The sequence below is a fragment of the Vreelandella hamiltonii genome (genome assembly GCF_014651795.1).
GTDB classification, from domain to species: Bacteria; Pseudomonadota; Gammaproteobacteria; order Pseudomonadales; family Halomonadaceae; genus Vreelandella; species Vreelandella hamiltonii.
On record NZ_BMXO01000012.1, the window covers coordinates 1 to 18,361 of the forward strand.

Annotated in this window: 19 protein-coding genes; 10 read left to right on the plus strand and 9 right to left on the minus strand. The window is 57.0% G+C overall.

The window, feature by feature from the left end; translation table 11 throughout:
• Positions 1-452: 452 nt before the first annotated feature.
• Entirely contained in the window at positions 453-773 is a 321-nt protein-coding gene (locus tag IE061_RS12295) for a hypothetical protein (RefSeq protein WP_039175200.1), read from the minus strand.
• Between the two features lie 329 nt (positions 774-1,102).
• Between IE061_RS12295 and fliD (IE061_RS12300) the strand changes: the two genes are divergently transcribed.
• The 5 genes from fliD (IE061_RS12300) to IE061_RS12320 all read left to right on the plus strand — a co-directional run bounded on the left by fliD (IE061_RS12300) (position 1,103) and on the right by IE061_RS12320 (position 6,882).
• Entirely contained in the window at positions 1,103-2,446 is a 1,344-nt protein-coding gene (fliD, locus tag IE061_RS12300; RefSeq protein WP_193461728.1) for a flagellar filament capping protein FliD, read from the plus strand.
• Positions 2,447-2,682: 236 nt separating this feature from the next.
• Complete coding sequence (gene fliD / locus IE061_RS12305; RefSeq protein WP_193461729.1) at positions 2,683-4,083, plus strand: flagellar filament capping protein FliD; 1,401 nt, start codon at positions 2,683-2,685, stop codon at positions 4,081-4,083.
• 280 nt (positions 4,084-4,363) lie between these two features.
• Positions 4,364-5,953 carry a flagellin N-terminal helical domain-containing protein gene (locus IE061_RS12310; protein ID WP_193461730.1) on the plus strand — a complete coding sequence of 530 codons (1,590 nt, stop codon included), beginning with the start codon at positions 4,364-4,366 and terminating at the stop codon, positions 5,951-5,953.
• A 102-nt stretch (positions 5,954-6,055) separates the two neighbouring features.
• On the plus strand, positions 6,056-6,670 hold the full coding sequence (locus IE061_RS12315; RefSeq protein ID WP_193461731.1) for a hypothetical protein: 615 nt from the start codon (positions 6,056-6,058) through the stop codon (positions 6,668-6,670).
• Positions 6,671-6,708: 38 nt separating this feature from the next.
• Positions 6,709-6,882: a hypothetical protein gene (locus tag IE061_RS12320; protein WP_193461732.1), complete on the plus strand. Its 174-nt coding sequence runs from the start codon at positions 6,709-6,711 to the stop codon at positions 6,880-6,882.
• 76 nt (positions 6,883-6,958) lie between these two features.
• Here IE061_RS12320 and IE061_RS12325 read toward each other — a convergent pair whose 3' ends face one another.
• The 3 genes from IE061_RS12325 to IE061_RS12335 all read right to left on the minus strand — a co-directional run bounded on the left by IE061_RS12325 (position 6,959) and on the right by IE061_RS12335 (position 9,254).
• The gene (locus tag IE061_RS12325) at positions 6,959-7,312 is read right to left on the minus strand and encodes an HVO_A0114 family putative DNA-binding protein (protein WP_016915079.1); all 354 of its coding nucleotides are present in this window, start codon (positions 7,310-7,312) and stop codon (positions 6,959-6,961) included.
• On the minus strand, positions 7,309-7,659 hold the full coding sequence (locus IE061_RS12330; protein ID WP_193461733.1) for a toxin-antitoxin system TumE family protein: 351 nt from the start codon (positions 7,657-7,659) through the stop codon (positions 7,309-7,311). The genes IE061_RS12325 and IE061_RS12330 overlap by 4 nt, the downstream gene beginning before the upstream one ends.
• Before the next feature lie 602 nt (positions 7,660-8,261).
• A complete protein-coding gene (locus tag IE061_RS12335; protein WP_193461734.1) occupies positions 8,262-9,254 on the minus strand; it encodes an Rpn family recombination-promoting nuclease/putative transposase in 993 nt (330 codons plus the stop codon).
• A 267-nt stretch (positions 9,255-9,521) separates the two neighbouring features.
• On the opposite strand from IE061_RS12335, the gene IE061_RS12340 reads away from it, so the two are divergent.
• The 4 genes from IE061_RS12340 to IE061_RS12355 all read left to right on the plus strand — a co-directional run bounded on the left by IE061_RS12340 (position 9,522) and on the right by IE061_RS12355 (position 12,294).
• Entirely contained in the window at positions 9,522-10,865 is a 1,344-nt protein-coding gene (locus tag IE061_RS12340; protein WP_193461735.1) for a UDP-glucose dehydrogenase family protein, read from the plus strand.
• Positions 10,866-10,989: 124 nt separating this feature from the next.
• Positions 10,990-11,343, plus strand: coding sequence for a hypothetical protein (locus tag IE061_RS12345; protein WP_193461736.1), 354 nt, complete (start codon positions 10,990-10,992; stop codon positions 11,341-11,343).
• Positions 11,344-11,349: 6 nt separating this feature from the next.
• On the plus strand, positions 11,350-11,559 hold the full coding sequence (locus IE061_RS12350) for a DUF423 domain-containing protein (RefSeq protein WP_193461779.1): 210 nt from the start codon (positions 11,350-11,352) through the stop codon (positions 11,557-11,559).
• 141 nt (positions 11,560-11,700) lie between these two features.
• Positions 11,701-12,294, plus strand: a complete 594-nt coding sequence (locus tag IE061_RS12355; protein ID WP_193461737.1) for a hypothetical protein — start codon at positions 11,701-11,703, stop codon at positions 12,292-12,294.
• 139 nt (positions 12,295-12,433) lie between these two features.
• Here the strand turns inward: IE061_RS12355 and slmA are convergent, their stop codons facing one another.
• The 5 genes from slmA to coaBC form a co-directional block, all read right to left on the minus strand.
• On the minus strand, positions 12,434-13,042 hold the full coding sequence (gene slmA, locus IE061_RS12360) for a nucleoid occlusion factor SlmA (RefSeq protein ID WP_039175213.1): 609 nt from the start codon (positions 13,040-13,042) through the stop codon (positions 12,434-12,436).
• 21 nt (positions 13,043-13,063) lie between these two features.
• The gene (gene argB, locus IE061_RS12365; RefSeq protein WP_193461738.1) at positions 13,064-13,963 is read right to left on the minus strand and encodes an acetylglutamate kinase; all 900 of its coding nucleotides are present in this window, start codon (positions 13,961-13,963) and stop codon (positions 13,064-13,066) included.
• 82 nt (positions 13,964-14,045) lie between these two features.
• Positions 14,046-15,434: a phosphomannomutase/phosphoglucomutase gene (locus IE061_RS12370; protein ID WP_193461739.1), complete on the minus strand. Its 1,389-nt coding sequence runs from the start codon at positions 15,432-15,434 to the stop codon at positions 14,046-14,048.
• A gap of 33 nt (positions 15,435-15,467) precedes the next feature.
• Positions 15,468-15,923 (minus strand): dUTP diphosphatase, encoded by a 456-nt coding sequence (gene dut, locus IE061_RS12375; RefSeq protein ID WP_193461740.1) that lies wholly within the window; start codon positions 15,921-15,923, stop codon positions 15,468-15,470.
• A complete protein-coding gene (gene coaBC / locus IE061_RS12380; RefSeq protein ID WP_230478461.1) occupies positions 15,920-17,251 on the minus strand; it encodes a bifunctional phosphopantothenoylcysteine decarboxylase/phosphopantothenate--cysteine ligase CoaBC in 1,332 nt (443 codons plus the stop codon). Before coaBC ends, dut begins: the two co-directional genes overlap by 4 nt.
• Positions 17,252-17,408: 157 nt before the next feature.
• On the opposite strand from coaBC, the gene radC reads away from it, so the two are divergent.
• Positions 17,409-18,083 (plus strand): RadC family protein, encoded by a 675-nt coding sequence (gene radC / locus IE061_RS12385; RefSeq protein ID WP_039175218.1) that lies wholly within the window; start codon positions 17,409-17,411, stop codon positions 18,081-18,083.
• The last annotated feature ends 278 nt before the right edge of the window (positions 18,084-18,361 follow it).

Below are 18,361 nucleotides of genomic sequence, written 5' to 3' on the forward strand. Positions count from 1 at the left end.
GGTCGAGTAACTCGGCGGCATCGAGGCTGCCGTCGCGGCTGGCCAGGTTGAGGGCCAGTTCGAAGGGCTGGGAGAGGGCTTCACGGTGGGTGAAGTCGATCACGGCCACGTCGTCAACGCCGGGGAGCGTCAGGGTGAAATGAAGACCAGTTCCATCTGCCATGCGCTACTCCTTGGCCGCTATCTGAAGATGATAAGCGGTTAGGTTAACGCCATGGGGAAGAAGGGCAAGCGCAAAACGGCAAGTGACAGGAATGTCTTACAGCGTTGTAAGAGATCTCTTACAAAAATTTAAGAGATCTCTTACAAAAGGCCCAGCCAGCCATTAATCAAGGCTAATACAGCGCTGTAACGTTGCCCGCAGGTCAATGAGAAGATCTTGGTGAGCTGGCTAGCGCAGTGCACTCAAGAGAAAGGTGGAGTGCATGGATGTGCGGGCTTCAAACCTGGCTTCAAGCGCAGTCGGCGGCGCCTTGGCCAAACATATCGAACATCAGCTCGCGGCCCATGCCCGTCAACACCCAACGGCCATAGCTGTTGTAGGTGGCGGCACCGCTCTCTTCCAGCACCTGCTGGCACATGGCCCAGCCAGTTTGCTGGTGGCGCAGCGTGTTCAGCTCATGACGGGACAAGCCCCGTTGGGGCAAGGTGATGGTTTCAAGGACATGGCCGCTTTCATAAAGCAGCTCGGCAGCACGGGAAAGGCAGTGACGCAGGCTGCGTTGCAGATGAAAGGCAGCGCTGGAGGCCTGAGGTAACGCTTCTGCGGGCATGGGTGGCTCCTGCAATCGCACGGGATAGGGATGTGCTGCAGTGCATTATAAATGAGCAGGGGCTTTAGACCAAGGTCTATGATGGTTCGTTTGCACTGCGTTTGGTGTTTGCCACACAAGTGCAACCTAAACCCTGTAAATTCAAGCTGTAAATCACTGTGGATGGCCATCAGTATCACGATGAGCCACGTGACGGCGAGAGGAAAATTTGGCCGAACCCTAAAGCCTGGGGTTAAATGGCCGAAGGTTATTACTGATACAACACATTGTTAGATGATTCATTGACGTCGGAGCAGGAAATAGGGCGTATTCAAAAAGGACGGTAACGTATGGCTTCCATTTCATCACTGGGTATCGGTTCAGGGCTTGATCTCAACGGCTTGCTAGACCAACTGCAAGAAGCCGAGCGGGGTAAGCTGGAACCCATCGAGCGACAACTGGAAACTCAGCAAACAAAAATTTCCGCCTACGGCCAGCTGCAGAGCGCAATGTCTCAGTTTCAAAGTGCAGCCGCAGCGCTTAACGACAGCGCCCTGTACGAAAGCCTTTCAACCAACGTTGGTGGCAGCGCCATTACGGCCGCCGCTGATAGTGAAGCCCAGCCAGGCGCTTACAACGTCACTGTCGACCAGCTCGCTACCGCAGGCACGCTGGCCACCACCTCCGTGCCGGATGCCACGGTAGCCCTGACCGAAGAAGACACCTCCCTGACCCTAAGCTTCGCCGGCCAGGACGATGTCAACGTGGCTATCAGTGCCAATAGCACGCTGGAAGACGTGCGCGATGCCATCAATGCCCAGCAAGACAGCGGCGTCTCCGCGTCGATTATTTTCGACGGTGAAGCATACCGCCTGGCATTGAGTTCTACTCAGACGGGGGCTGCGGCTTCCATTGAAGGCGTGGCCTTTGGCACCGCCTTCGGCAGTGAGCTGGCTACCGATGTGGTGCAAGCTGGTCAAAATGCCCTGCTCAATGTCAATGGCGTTGAGATCACCAGCCCCACTAATCAAGTGGAAGGCGCCATTCAAGGGGTCACGCTCAACCTGCAAGAAGAAGGCACCAGCACCGTGGCCGTAGAACAAGACACCCGCGCCGTGCGCGAAGCAATCACCAGCTTTGTGGATGCCTATAACGACCTGAAAGGAACCATTGGAGAACTTACCAGTTTCAACCCTGAAAGCGGCGTGGCTGGCGAGTTGAACGGCGACAGTGCCGTGCGCACAGTTGAATCGCGCTTACGCAGCGTGTTAAGCGGTGGTATGGAAGGCCAGTTTTCCATGCTGAGCGATATCGGCATTACCCTTCAGCGCGATGGCACTTTGGCCGTCGATAGTGACAAGTTAGATGATGCCATTGCCAACAACCAGGAGGCGCTTTCCACCTTCTTTGCAGGCGATGCCAGCGATGCAGGGATGGCCGGCCAGGTTAACCAGACGCTAACGCAACTGCTGGGCACCAATGGTGCCGTGGCAGGGGCCATCAGCGGGGCTGAAAACCGCGTAGAATCCCTAGGCGAACGCTATGTGCGCATGGAGAAAGCCATCGAGCAAACCATTGCACGATACCGCACCCAGTTTGGCCAACTAGACAGCATGATTGCCCAAATGAACCAGACCAGCGACTACCTGACCCAGCAGTTCGATGCGCTGGACGCCCAACTGGGCCGCCGCTAAGCGCTTTCCCGCCTTACATTACGCCTGCTGAAAACAGTAGGCGTTTTTGTAACTGGCATACTTTATTGCGTGCAGGCAAAGCTTAAAAAAACACTCACCCCATTCAAGTTTTCCGCTGATGCGCCGATAATGACTTTATATTTGATCGCTCTGCTTAACCCCCCCCCCTTCAGGAGCGACGACACAAGCGCGTTCATCGCGCATGGGTTTAGCCTTTTGCACCGAGGAACGACGGTATGGCGACAATAACCTCTCTAGGCGTTGGCTCTGGCCTGGATCTCACCGGCTTGTTGGATCAGCTTCAAGAAGCGGAGCGGGGCAAACTCGCGCCGATTACCCGCCAAAAAGAGCAACAGCAGGATAAGATTTCTGCCTACGGCCAGCTGCAAACATCGCTAAACAGCTTTCAAGATGCTGTAGCGAAACTCAACGACCCAAAGCTCTACCAAAGCCTTTCCGCGAACGTGCGTGGCGATGCCATTAAAGCCACTACCTCCGCCAGTGCGCTGCCCGGTAGCTACCGGGTAGAGGTATCGCAGTTAGCCACCTCTGGCACGCTTGCCTCAACCCGTGTGACTGACCGAGACACCGCGCTGGACCTGCAAGGCGCAACGGCCCTACGGCTGGATTTTGGCGGTGCGGACTCTGTGGATATTGATATCGCCCCCGGCAGCAGCCTTTCCGCGATACGCGATGCCATTAACGCCAATAAAGATGCAGGTGTAAACGCCACCATCATCAACGATGGCCAAGGCTACCGGCTGGCGCTCAGCTCTAAAAACACCGGCGCGGATGCCTCTATCGCCAGCTTTAGCTTTGTCGATACCAGCCAAGACCCGGCAGTAACCGTGGCAGGGCCCTTTGCTGAAGATGCCGCCACCAAGCGAGCCGGTGAGGATGCCGCGCTCACGGTCAACGGCATCTCCATTAGCAGTGCCAACAACCAAATAGAAGGTGCCATTCAAGGGGTCACGCTGAACCTGGCCGAACTCAGCATTGCCGATGGCGAAACCGCCACCAGCACCATTACTGTCGAACGAGACACCCTCAAGCAGCGCGAAGCCATTAACGGCTTCGTAAAAGCGTTCAACGACCTGAAAGGCACCATTGCCAAGCTCACCAGCTTTACCGGCGACAGCGAAACCGCAGGCGAACTGGTTGGCGACAGCACCGTGCGCACCATTGAAAGTCGCTTGCGTAGCGTGTTGACCGGTGGTGTGGAAGGTGGCGAGCTGGGCACCCTGAACCAGTTAGGCATTACCCTGCAGCGTGACGGTAAGCTGGCAGTGGATGACGACAAGCTATCCGACCTGGTGGCCAATAACCCCCAGGCGCTAAGTGACTTCTTCGCGGGAGATACCACAGCGAACGGAATGGCAGGGAAGCTAAACACCACCGTAGAGCAGATGCTCGGCAACAACGGGGTAGTGAAGCTGGCCATTAGCGGTGCTGAAAACCGTATTAAAAGCCTGGGCGAGCGCTTCGAGCGCATGGAAAAATCCATTGAAGGCACCATTGCCCGCTACCGCACCCAGTTCAGCCAGCTAGACGCGATGATCGCCCAGATGAACAGCATGAGCAGCTACCTCACCCAGCAGTTCGACGCACTGGACTACCAGCTAGGTCGCAAGCGCTAACCCATCCCAATACGTGCCCAGCCCCCCTTTGTGGGGGCACATCTATAACACAGTCAACCTGGGCACGAACCAGACTGAAAGCCACCGTGGGAGGCGGCTTCAGCCCGCGACCGATTTACCCCCATCACCACATAGCACCACTCCTCCAGTTACCAAAAATTACACAAATCTTTGCCCTTCTTCCTAAAGAATCTTCCCCCCTTGCCGTTAATTAATACAACGGCGCAAAAAGCAGCCGAATAGCGGGCCTGACGGCCAGTTCACACGCAAGGAGAATCACATGTCAGTGATCAATACCAACATCACTTCCATGATTGGCCAGTCCAATCTGTCCAAGTCGCAAAATGCTCTGCAAACCAGCATGGAGCGCCTGTCCTCCGGCCTGCGTATCAACAGCGCCAAGGATGACGCGGCGGGCCAAGCGATTGCCAACCGCATGAGCGCCCAAATCACTGGTTTGGCCCAGGCCCAGCGTAACGCCAACGATGGTATCTCGTTGGCACAGACCGCTGAAGGCTCTTTGAACCAAGTGAACGACAACTTACAGCGCATTCGTGAGCTTGCTGTTCAGGCTCAGAACGGCACCAACTCTGAAAACGACCTTCAGTCTATACAAGATGAAATCGGTCAGCGTCTGAACGAAATCGACCGTATCTCTAAAGAAACCAACTTCAACGGCGTTGACGTGCTGGCCTCTGATCGCGGCTTGCAAATCCAGGTAGGTGCCAACGATGGTGAGCAGATCACCGTCAACCTGAAAGAGATCAACTCTTCTACTCTGGGGCTGAGCAACTTTGATGTTCGTGCAAAAACGCTCGATACTTCGAAGCTATCCGAAGCGCCGGTTACTGAAACTGTCGCTGGTACACCTGCTGCAATTTCAACTACAGCACTGACCTTCTCTGATAGCAATACAGGTGGCAACTTCTCGTTAGTATACGATGATGCAGATGCAGATACCTTGTTGGTGAAGGACTCTACATCAGGCAACTACTATACTGGTACTTACGACTCAGCCACCAATACTGTTAGCTTTGATACCTCAGAAAATGCTGGTGCAGGTGTAACTCTTGCTGGCGCTGAAGTTACTGCCACGCATGTCAATGATGGCGATCAAATCGTCGATGTTGACGATGTTGGCGGGTTCTCTGACAGCAATGCTGCAGCTGGTATGGAAGTTTATGGGGGAGTGGATTCCTCTGATCAAAGTCAGAACTACTACGTATCCATGGATGGTGGTACTACCCTATTCAGCGCATCGATTGACTTCGATACAGGTGTAGTAACTTGGAATTCTAGCGAAGAGGAAACACCTGGTACACCGGGCATTGATTCGACTAGCATCGATGTAACGGCTGCCGCTCTTACTGAAGTCGTCAACTTCGAAGATGCAGTTCCCGCAGTAGAAATCGATACTTCTGGCCTCAGTACTGCTCTGGTTGGTGATAGCCCTGAAGTATACACCCATGAGAATGGTGGTTATGTGATCAAAGGCGAAGTAGACGGTCAGACCGTTTACTTCGAAGCTGAAGTTGACGAAGCCACTGGCGTAGTTAGCATTAAGCAAGATGATAACGGTGAAAACGTCAAGCTAAGCGCTGACCCGCTGAAATCCTTGGACTCGGCGTTGAACCAGATCGATAGCCTTCGCTCTGAGCTGGGTGCCGTTCAGAACCGTTTTGGTGATGCGATCACTAACCTGAGTACTAACGAGACCAACCTGTCAGCCGCTCGTTCGCGCATCGAAGATGCCGACTACGCGGTGGAAGTGGGCAATATGACCCGCGCGCAGATCCTGCAGCAGGCTGGTACTTCCGTTCTGGCTCAGGCCAACCAGATCCCGCAGAACGTTCTTTCTCTGCTGGGTTAAGGTCAGGCTTGGCCGTAAGGCTAAAGTGGTAAGTAACGACGGGGGCCTAAGAGTCCCCGTTTTTTAGTTAGTGAGATAATAATTTAAGGTGCCAGTGTTTTCATGTTTGAATGTGAGCATCAAGGTAAAAGCTGCTTAGAAAACGATTATTACAAATTTGACGATGTTGCTAAACATGAGTTGGCTGATGCTCCAACAGTCGAGGAGATTGTTAATCTTAGTGAGTTCTGTACATGTCTGACATTGCCATTTATTGAAGGTGAAGAGAGTGATGGTCTTCTTAAGCTGACAGACTACCTTAAAAAAATCCGCAATAAGGTTGGCGTTTATCATTTGTGGATAGATGTTGGTTATTGTCAGGACCATGGCGCTCATTCGCTTTTGTGCGTTTATGTTGGCAAAGGTAATGCTGTGAATCGTCTGGTCAGTCACGCAAGAGAGAAATGGCCGCAAAATCAGCCTTTATATATATCTTTTTATGAGTGTGAAAATAGACTTGCGAAATACATTGAGGAGCTTTTTTTAGATGCATACGAATTTTATCTTAATGTTAGCGAGAACAATGGTTCTGGCTATTTGTATGCGCGGTGGGATAAAGAGAGGTTTGAAATGCAGCATGAAATCGAGGAGCATGCTGATATATTAGATCGCAAATACGGGAGTGGGTTGGAAGATATTGTTAATAGCTGGGGAGATGAGAATGAGAGTGAGAAATAAAAAGCCCCATGCTATGGCCGTTGATTAAATGAGGGGTTGTGGGTAACTATGAGCTACAGCATGTGACCAATGCGATTCAAGTGCTCATCGACGACATCCAAGCCACCGACATGGATGAGCAGATGCCTGAAGACTATGGCTGGCTGCTTGAGTTTCTGGACGATGCCGTGAAGCAGCAGCGTGAGCATGTAATGGTGATGCTGCTGGTATGAAATTGCTTCTGGCACAAGATGGCTTCGTCGTTGCACTCCTCGCAACAGTATATGCAGGCTGCCGTGCAGGCACATCTTACATTAGCGTGACTTCAAACCTGTCAGCTGTCACAACAGGCGTTTTAGCATGCCGAGGACCTTCTTTGATTTCTACCAAGCCATAATCACCCATCTTTTTAATGGTGCGGCTCAGGCTCTCTTTGCGACGCCCTGTGATTTCAGCAAGCTCTCCCAAGGATTGTGGCTTGCATTGGCGAATCGTTTTAAGTAGCTCAAGGTTTTTTGTATTCAACAGACGAGACATGGACTCGACGCTATCGAACCATATCTTGGGCTCTTCAGCGGTAGGTTGATAGAGGCCTTTGGCAATCGAGATGGTGCGCTGGCGGAATTCATCACGGTTCATGATACCAATTTTGACAGTGGTCATATTCCTTCCTCTCGAAGTATTTCATCGACCTGTTTCCAAAAATCTTCGATTAACTGAGCGGCAGAATCAAAGAAGTAATCGCTAACGACGCTACGGTAGTGTCGGTGATCCCATTCATCGCGTCGCCCCGCAAATTTTCTGCGTTTAATGTTTGGCGCATGGGCGTTGTCATATCCAAGTAGCCGTGTCCCGCTTTTATGGTGCAGCGTCAGGCTGTATTTGACTCCATGGGGAATATTGGGTGTTGGGGTGACTCGCCGTACTTCAAATTTGACCCAAAAATCACCGTGAATACCGTACTGAATATCGTTTAGGGCTAATAAAGTATCTAACCCTGGATCCTCCATAAACACGCTCCTTTGTCATAACTATTAATATAGAGGGGTTGATTTCAGGTGTCAACTGCTGGGTTGCAGGCTATTGTGTGGAGCATGAGATGGCTTCGTTGTTGCACTCCACCACAAACGCTCGCCTTGGGCCCGTTGGCTCTGGGGCGTTGAGACACTCAACTAACATTATAAGCACCGCCTGCATGTCTTGCTCGTCGTGGTTGTGTTCCAGCCCCCAAAGATTGCTGCCGCCACGTTGCACATTTGATCCCACCCAGTGATCCACTGACAATCTCACCTTCATCAAGAAGCAGATAGGCCAAGTGTGGTCGGTAACGCTCAAGCCCCCCTGTGGGAGGCCAATTCATTGGGCGACTGCCTGAGCAAGCACGAGTGCCGCCGTCATCGCGGGCTAAAGCCGCCTCCTACTAGGCCATTTCTAAGCCGCCGCTGCCGCTGGTACACTGAAGCCTCAAGCCCACGGGTGGCAGGGCAATCGGGCGACTGCCTGGGCGTTGAGCAGAAAGTCATCGGAAGGCATAAAAAACAGGCAGAAACGACAAGGGCAGCCCGATTCGGTGGCTGCCCTTGTGTGAGCAAAGGAAGGGTGTCGCTTGGGATCAGTGCTTATCTTCCCTGCGTAGCCTGGTAATCTCGTCAACCGCCAACCCGGTCGCTGTGGCTATCTGCTCGTCACTGAGCACGCCCAGCTTCAACAAGTTGCGAGCGGTTTTTTCAATACCCAGCTTCTCGCCTTTCTCAATGCCCAGCTTCTCGCCTTTTTCAATACCCAGCTTTTCGCCTGCCTGACGCCCCCTTTCTTCCCACAGCTCAGGCCACTTTTTAATTCGCTCTGCCAGCATGTCGTGTACCTCATGCAAGTTGGTGAAATCACTCACCTCAGGAAATTCAAGCCCTGGGGCTCGGTTGGGCAGGAACACTCGGTAGAACCATACGATGATCGCCCGCCGCAAGCTGGCTTGTTCTGGGCCGTTGAGCCAGTCTGCTAAATGCCCCATGGCGTCTGAAACATCGTTTTCATCGCGATGTTTCTCGATACGAAATATCGCTGCCACGATATTGCGCGTTTCATCCGTCCACCCAGGCGCGTCAACAATAGCGCCTTCATCTATCAGCAAATAGCTAAGATGGGGGCGATAGCGCTCCAGCCCACCCGGTACCGATTCGACCAGATCCGCGACGTTTTGTGCCGCTGTCCAGCGCTTCTCTCCATTGTAGAGCACAATGGGCAACACAGGTGGCAGCTTGCCGCTCGGGGTAAACGCGTCCTGGCGAATCAGATCCTGATACAGCAGCCCCAGGTAGCTCATGATCCGCACGGCCATGTGCTTGTCTTCCGATGACTGAAACTCCAGTAGAAGATAAACGTATAGCCAGCGGTCTCGCCACCATATTCGCCAAATCATGTCATCTTCACGGTCGCGCAGTTCATCGGTGATATAGGAGCCGCTGACCTGTTCCATTTGGTTAAAATCCAGCTGCTCGACCCAGGCTTCCTTGACGAAGCCGGTGAGCAAGTCCCGCACCATTTGTTTATGCGAAAACATCAGTTTATAGCTGTGATCGTGACGGTTATGCACCTTGCTGACCATGCGGGCTCCTGTAGCTGGATTGATACTTTACCACAACACCCGCCTTCTCAACCCAGCCCCTTGTGGGAGGCCAATTCATTGGGCGACTGCCTGAGCAAGCACGGGTGCCGCCGTCATCGCGGGCTAAAGCCGCCACTCACAGGGCCCTTCCCCAGCTGCCGCCATAGAACCGTCATCCCACTGCCCCAGCCCTGTCATCTGGGCTTTGTAAGGTGCATGTCATCAGTCGGTATAGGCCGTGGGTGATGTTACCGGGAAGGGTTGGGTATGAAGATTTCCGTATTTGGCAGCGGCTACGTAGGCTTGGTCACGGCGGTATGCCTGGCCGATGTGGGCCACCAGGTGCTGTGTGTGGATGTGGATGCCGAGAAGGTAACTCAGCTAATGCGTGGAACCGTACCCATTTACGAGCCGGGGTTGAGCGAGCTGGTGCAGCGCAACCATGAGGCGGGCAGGCTGCGCTTCACCACCGATGCTGAGGTAGCGGTGGCGTTTGGGGTGCTGCAGTTCGTTGCTGTCGGCACCCCGCCGGATGAAGATGGCAGCGCCGATTTGCAGTATGTGCTAACCGTGGCCCGCACGATTGGCCGCTACATGCACGATGAAAAAGTGGTGGTCACGAAGTCGACCGTACCGGTAGGTACCGCAGGCCGTGTGCACGAAGCGGTTGCTCAGGCACTGGCGCAGCGTGGTGCTAGCATACCGTTTGAGGTGTGCTCCAACCCGGAGTTTTTGAAAGAAGGCTCCGCCATTGAGGATTTCAACCACGCGGCGCGTATTGTGGTAGGCACCGACAGCCAGCGGGTGCGGGTGCTCATGCGCGAGTGCTACGCACCCTACATTCGCCTGCAGGAAAAATTGGTGTTCATGAGTATTCGCTCGGCAGAGCTGACCAAATACGCCGCTAATGCCATGCTGGCTACCAAAATCAGCTTTATGAACGAGATTGCCAACCTGGCCGAGCATTTGGGGGCAGATATTGAAGAGGTGCGCAAAGGCATTGGCTCCGACCCGCGCATTGGCTATCACTTTATTTACCCCGGCTGTGGGTACGGGGGCTCGTGCTTTCCTAAGGATGTGAAAGCCTTGGCCGCCACGGCTGAGCAGGTAGGCTATACCCCAGCATTATTGAACGCGGTGGAAGCGGTGAACCAGCGACAAAAAGAGGGTATGTTCACCAAACTGCAAAAGGCCTTTGATGGCGAGCTGGCAGGTAAAACCATTGCCTTATGGGGGTTGGCGTTCAAACCTAATACCGATGATATGCGTGAAGCCCCAAGCCGAGCCTTGATGGAGGCGCTATGGCATGTTGGGGCAAAGGTGCAGGCGTTCGACCCCAAAGCCATGACAGAGTGCCAGCGGTTATACAACCAGCAGGCAGCGCTCACGTTAGTCGCCAGCCGCGAAGAGGCGCTGCAAGGCGCCGATGCGCTGGTGATCTGCACCGAATGGAAGGAGTTCCGAGCGGTCGATTTTCAGTGGCTGAAAAACATCCTGCGCTACCCCATTGTGGTGGATGGGCGTAACCTCTATGCGCCAGAGTTGGTCAAGCAGGCAGGCTTGATCTACTACGCTGTAGGGCGGGGGGATTCGTTGCAAGTTGTGCACTAACTACCAAGAGGGTGTGGGAATATACCCGCTCTACCAGGGGTTAATTCAGCCTTAGGCCAGCACGAGTGCGTGGTAAAGTGGTGCTTTATTTCCACTTAGGGCGCCGTTGGCCGCTGAGAGACCCGTGAAACCGCACTCCACTACCATTTCTGCGCTGTACGTGGTTAATGAACTGATCCCCAAATTGAATGCCGTTGAAAAACGCGTCGAGCTGACCATCGGGTCCGTTGCCGCTCGCGGGGCCGTGCCTACGGGCATTGAGCGAATGACTCGTCTACAAGCGGAGTTTCAGCTTGAGCTCACCATGATTCGCTTGAACCTGGCACATTTGCTGAAACGCTATCAGGCAGTGCTGGAGGCTGCAATGCAGGACCCAGCCAACGACCAGCTATTGACCCTGGATGCTTATGAAGCCACGGCCATTGCCAGCGCCAAGAAGTTATATGAGCGGGTGCAGCAGCTGCAGAAGGGGGAGTGACACGTGATGACGGCGGACGAGCACGAGCGAGTGATTCTGGCTCTGGAAGCACTGATACATGATACTCGCCAAACGCTGGCAAACGTCGAAAAGCACGGCCTGGAGGAAGCACAGCCGAAAGATTACCAGGCGCTGCTGGATATTCTGGATACCGCCGTCAAGCAGCAGCTTGCCCATACGCTGGCCATGCTGAAGGTAGAAGAAGGCCTCAATTAGCCACCGCGTTCTGGTGCTGCTCTTTCCTTGAAATAAACGCCTCTCCATAGACCAAATGTTAGCTTGCAAATCGCCTGCCCTGAACTATGGTTTTTTCTGGTAAGCAGTTTGGTGCTTGGCTAACAAAACGAGAACAGGGCGATGGATACCCAAACGTTGGTGTTGGTAGTGGCGATTGGTGCGCTTTGGTTGAGCGTGACTTGCGGGTGTGTGGCGGGGTACATGATGCTGGCACGGCGGGCAAGCGCGGTGCCGGTGGCAGTAGGGGCGTTGGGTGGGGCGTCGCCCATCGTGGTGCCAGAAGCCCCGGCCTTGCTGAATGAAGAAAGTGCGGCCTGGGAGGTAAAGGTGCTGTTCGAGGAGCCGTCGCCTGCGCTGAACGACCGCTTGAGTGCGGTATTGAGTTCGGCAGGTGCGGTGTATGAACAGCGCACCAAGACCTTTGCCGTGGCGGGGGATTCTTCTCGCACGCCGATTCTGATCGAAAATGCGCTGGGGTCGGGCCAGTTGCCACCCTTGACGGAATCCCAGGCCAGTCATCCGCCGGTGAAGGGCGTCAGCATCAAGATTGCCAAGACCCAGCGCATGCTGGCTCCCAGCAAGCTGCAGCTGGCCAAGCTGGTGTCGCTTTCCAAGAAGCTGGCCAAGTTGGGGGGCACCGCGTTGGATGCCGAGAAGCAACCGATTACCCCCGCTGGGTTCGAGGCGGTGATTCAAGGGCAAGCGAGGGTATAACGCTTTGTGGCGATGCCTGGCCCAGTGTGGCTGAGGCATGGCAACCGCCACGACACACGCCCTAAGGGTAGTTGATGGCTACCCCTGAGGGCGTGTGCGTTGTATGCGTAGGCTGTACGTGTATGAAGCGCGCACGTAGTCAGGCGAGTTGAGGGCTGGGTTGCAGCAGTTGGCTGGAAAGTAGCGCCCACTGGTCTTCCCAGTGCTCGGTGGGCAGCCGTTTGAAGTCGCTGCGCACGTACTGGGCGATGCGCCCTTCGGCTTGCGCGATCAGCAGGTTGGCAGCGGCGGAGGCGGGAATGCTGGGGCGCAACCCTTCACGCAGCTCGGCTTCGCGGAGGATTTGTTTCAGCTGGGTCTCCAAACGTTCGAACAGCTGGTGAACGCGCAGGCGCAAACGTGCCGTTTCGCCGGTGAGTACGTCACCGCCCAGTACCCGGGCCAGGCCGGGGTTCTTTTCGGCAAAGCCCAACAGCAGTGAGAGTATCGTGCTGCAGCGGGTGGTGGCGTCTGGAATGTCTTCCAGTATCCGCGTAATGCGCGCGAAGATGCTCTCTTCTATGAAGTCGATCAAGCCTTCGAACATGCGCGCCTTGCTGGGAAAGTGGCGGTACAGCGCCGCTTCGGAAACCCCCACCTGGCGGGCCAGGGCTGCGGTGGTGATCCGCTTGCCGCTGTCCTCTTCCAGCATGATGGCCAAGGCCTGCAGTATTTGCTCGCGACGGCGAGGCTTGCGGTCGTCACTCATGACTCTTGCCCTCCGTCGCAGTTAGCCTGCGTTGGTGATCAGGGTGCCTACCCCAGCGTTGGTGAAAATTTCCAGCAGCACGGCATGCGGCACCCGGCCATCGATGATGTGAGCGCTGTTGACGCCTCCCTTGACGGCGTCCAGGGCGCAGCGAATCTTCGGCAGCATGCCGCCGTAGATGGTGCCATCGGCAATCAGGGCGTCTACCTGGGCCGTGGTCAGGCCGGTCATGACCTGGCCCTCGCTGTTCATCAGGCCCGCCACGTTGGTCAGCAGCATCAGCTTTTCGGCGTTCAGCGCTTCCGCCAGCTTACCGGCCACCAGGTCGGCGTTGATGTTGTAGCTGTTGCCTTTGGCATCCACGCCGATAGGTGCGATGACCGGAATGAAGTCGCGGGCTGCGAGCATCTCGATCAGGTCGGTGGAGATCGCTTCCACTTCCCCCACGTGGCCGATGTCGATGATCTCCGGGGCGGTCATTTCCGGGCTTTGATGCTCTACCTTCAGCTGGCGGGCGCGAATCTGGGCGCCATCCTTGCCGGTCAGGCCAATTGCCTTGCCGCCGCTCTGGTTGATCAGGTTGACGATGCTCTTGTTGACCAGGCCGCCCAGCACCATTTCTACCACGTCCATGGTTTGCGAGTCGGTGACCCGCATGCCGTTGACGAAGCGCGATTCGATATTGAGCTTTTCCAGCAGGCTGCCAATTTGCGGGCCGCCGCCGTGCACCACCACGGGGTTGATGCCGACTTCTTTCATCAGCACGATGTTACGAGCAAAGGAGTCGATCAGCGTATCTTCGGTCATGGCGTTGCCGCCGTACTTCACGACCACGGTCTTGCCGGAAAACTGCTGAATGTAGGGAAGGGCTTCGGATAGCACCTCCACAACGACCTTGGGGTCGCGGCTAGCTGAACTCATGAGATTGTCCCTTTGCTCTAGTAATATCTGCTTTTAATGTCTGCTTCATCGTAGCGCGGGTGGTGTGCGCTTCGCGGCATGATCATGTGTTGGGGGTGTTTGGTATCGTCAACGTAGGTGAAACACCTTGCAGGGCGCGTGCGAAGCGCTCGCGTATCCGTTCCAGGGCCGCGCTGTCTTCCCCCTCGAAGCGCAGCACCAGCGCGGGCGTCGTGTTGGACGCTCGGCACAGCCCCCAGCCATCGGGGTAGTCAACGCGAATACCATCCAGCGTGGTTTTGATACCTTCGCCGAAGTCGCCCTCTCTGGCAAGCGTCTCGACCATGGCAAATTTGTCGGCATCCGCCACGGTGATGTTGATTTCGGGCGTGCTCACTGCCTGGGGAAACTGGTCGAAGAAGGCATCCGCATCGCCTGGGTAGCGGGCCAGTATTTCCAGTAGCCGGGCGGCGGCATACAGGCCGTCATCGAAACCGTACCAGCGTTCCTTGAAGAAGATGTGACCGCTCATCTCGCCCCCCAGCAAGGCGCCGGTTTCCTTCATGCGCGCCTTGATGAGCGAGTGGCCGGTGCGCCACATCTCCGGCTCGCCACCTGCCTCGCTCACCACCCGTGCCAGGTGCCCGGTACACTTGATGTCGAACACCACTTTGGCACCAGGGTTGCGGGAGAGCATGTCGGTGGCGAACAGCATCATCAGGTGGTCGGGAAAGATCATTCGCCCGCGCGGCGTGACCACGCCCAGGCGGTCGCCGTCGCCGTCGAAGGCCAGGCCGATGTCTGCGCCTACCTGCTGCACCTTGCGCATCAGATCCTGCAGGTTCTCCGGTTTGCCGGGATCGGGGTGGTGGTTGGGGAAGCGGCCATCGATCTCGGCGAACAGCGCCGTGGTGGCCACCCCCAACCGTTCGACCAGCTGAGGGCCAAGTTCGCCCGCCACGCCGTTGCCGCAATCCACCACCGCACTGAGCGGCCTTGCGAGCTGCACATCCTCAAGAATCCGCGCCAGATACGTGGCCCGCAGGTCGTGGGCGTGCACACGGCCATGGCCCTCGGTGAAGTCGCCTGACTGAATGCGCTCGTACAGGGCGGTGATCGCTTCGCTGGCCAGGGTTTCTCCGGCCAGCACGATCTTGAAGCCGTTGTAGTCGGGTGGGTTGTGGCTGCCGGTTAGCATCACCCCCGAGCAGCTTTCGGGCAGGGTGTGTGTGGCAAAGTAGAGTACCGGCGTGGGCACCATGCCAAGGTCGATCACATCGCGCCCGGCGGCCTGGAGCCCTTTGATGAGCGCCGCCTGCAGGCGTGGCCCCGAAACTCTGCCGTCCCGTGCGACGATCACGGTGTGTTCACCGCGGGCGGCGGCTTCCGAGCCCACTGCCCGGCCAATCAGCTCGGCGGTGGCTTCGCTGAGAGTGTCATCCACGATGCCGCGAATATCGTAGGCGCGAAAAATCGAAGCGGGTACGGTCATGGTCAATCCCTGAAAGAGCGCGCTAGTGAGTGCTTACTGGCGGCCAGTGCTGCCAAAGCCGCCACTGCCACGGGTAGAATCGGTGAAGCTGTCGACGAGGGTCAGTTCGGCCTGCACCACCGGCACCAGCACGTATTGTGCCAGGCGCTCGAACGGCGTGACCGTGAAGCTGGCCTGCCCGCGGTTCCATACCGAGACCATCAATTCACCCTGGTAGTCGGAGTCGATCAGCCCCACCAGGTTGCCCAGCACGATGCCGTGCTTATGCCCCAGCCCCGAACGCGGCAGGATCATGCCGGCAAGGTTGGGGTCTTCGATGTAGATGGCCAGGCCGGTACGCACCAGCTGGCATTCGCCTGGGGCCAGCGTCTGCGGTTCGTCCAGCAGGGCGCGCAGGTCCATGCCCGCCGAGCCAGCGGTGGCGTAAGAGGGCAGATAGTCGCGCAAGCGCTCGTCCAATACCTTGCACTGCAGGCGAGGGCGGTTCATGAGGAAGCTCCGTGAGAAGTGTGAGGCAGCAGGGAGAGCGCCTGCTGCACGATCAGGGTGGCCAGCGAGGTCTTGGGTTGGGGCGGCGCGCTGTGCTGCTGCGTGCCGCCAGGCGTACGCCAGAGCAGCAGGGCGGCGTTGTCGTCGCTGCCAAAGCCCAGCCCTTGCTGGGCCACGTCGTTGGCCACGATCATGTCCAGGCCTTTGCGGTCGAGCTTGTGGCGGGCGTAGCGTTCGACCTCCTGGGTTTCGGCGGCAAAGCCGACCACGAAGGGGCGTTGCCCGTTGGGCAAGGCCGCCACGTCGGCAATGATGTCCGGGTTTTTCACCAGCGTCAGGGTCAGCGTGTCCTGGTCGTCGGTTTTCTTGAGCTTGTGCTCGGCGGCGCTGGCGGCGCGGTAGTCGGCCACGGCGGCACAGCCAATGAACAGCGCAGCCTGGGGGGCGAGCTGCAGCGCGGCCTGGTGCATCTCCCGGGCGGTTTCCACGTTTTGGCGCTCGACCCCGGCTGGGGTGGGCAAATTGACCGGGCCGCTGATCAGGGTTACGCGAGCCCCTTGCGCCACGGCGGCGGCGGCCAGGGCGAAGCCCATCTTGCCCGAGCTGTGGTTGGACAGGTAGCGCACCGGGTCCAGGGCTTCACGGGTGGGACCCGCGGTGATCACCACGTGAGGGCGCGCTGCGCCCTGAGCGGGCGGCGCAACCTTGGCTGCTTTGGCGAAGTGCTGTTGAAGGGCTGCGAAGATCTCTTCGGGTTCGCTCATTCGCCCTGGGCCAACGTCGCCACAGGCCTGCTCGCCAGCGGCAGGGCCGATCAACTGCCAGCCGTCGGCGGCCAGCTGTGCCTGGTTACGCTGCGTGGCGGGATAGCGCCACATGGCCTGGTTCATGGCGGGGGCCATCAGCCGTGGCGCTTCCGAAGCAAGGCACAGAGTGGTCAGCAGGTCGTCGGCCATGCCGTGTGCCAGGCGCGCCATCACATCGGCCGTGGCCGGGGCCACCAGCAGTGCATCCGCCCAGCGGGCCAGTTCGATGTGCCCCATCCCGGCTTCTGCCTCGGGGTCCAGCAGCGATGTGCGCACGGGCTCGCCAGAGAGAGCCTGCAGCGTCAGGGGAGTGATGAAGGCTTGAGCGCCCTCGGTCATCACCACGCGCACCTCACAGCCTGCCTGCTTCAGCAGCCTCACGATCAGTGCGCTTTTATACGCGGCAATGCCTGCGCTGACGCCCAGCAGTACGCGCTTGCCTGCGAGCAGTGCGGTCAACGATGGCGCTGATAGTGATGACTCGGATAGTGATGGCTCGGAAGTGTGCGAGAGTGATGCCATGGTAGGCGGTCCCGTATGACGGTCGTAAGGAGGCTTACCATACCATTTGGCGGTTTATTTTGGCATGCTCGGTGGAAGTGTTATAACGCTAGGTATAGTGAGGATGAGGGCGTGAGCCACACGCCATGGGACTGGGTAGCATGAACAGGGGGCATGGATGGGCATCAATCATTGGCCAGAAGGTGAGCGACCCCGTGAAAAACTGCTGACCATGGGGGCGCAGTCGTTGTCTGATGCCGAACTGCTGGCGATCTTTCTGCGGGTGGGGGTCCAGGGGCGTTCGGCAGTGGACCTGGCGCGTGACCTGCTGGCGAGCTTTGGCGGGTTGCGGCAGCTGCTGGAGGCAGACAGAGAGCAGTTTTGTGCCGCCCGGGGGTTGGGCGATGCCAAGTTTTCCCAGTTGCAGGCCACGCTGGAGCTATCGCGGCGGCATTTGGCCAGTCAGCTGGCACGCGGCAACGCGCTGACCTCGCCTGCCCTGGTGCGCCACTACCTGAGTTCGCAGCTGCGCCACCTGGGGCATGAAGAGTTTGCGGTACTTTTTTTGGATACTCAGCACCGAATCATTCGCTATGAATCCCTGTTTCGCGGTACCCTAGACAGCGCATCCGTTTACCCCCGCGAAGTTGCCAAGCGTGCGTTGGAACTCCACGCTGGCGCTGTCATCCTGGCCCACAATCACCCTTCGGGTGTGGCTGAGCCCAGCGACGCTGATCGACGTATCACCGAACGCTTGAAAGATGCCCTTGCTCTCTTTGACGTGCGAGTGCTGGATCATTTTGTGGTGGGAGACGGAGACGTGGTGTCCTTTGCCGAGCGCGGCTGGCTCTAGCGGGCAGGTCATGCGCACGCACTCCGGCAGTATCGAAAAGGCAGGCTGGCCCGCTCGATGCTGCGGCTGTCGTGACGAAAATTGTCCAAAAACGTGCTTTTTTGGCCTTTTTGGGCGGTTTCGCTTGCTGGTGGCCGGGTGCTCTGGTATAAAGTGCCACCTTTGAACTTGGGTTGAATAACGGATTTGGGTACAGCTAGGCGGTTAACTGCGTCGACTCCCTCCCTGCTCCGGTTTGCCCGACAGTTTTGAACAACTCGCCAAGCGGTTGGAGGCTC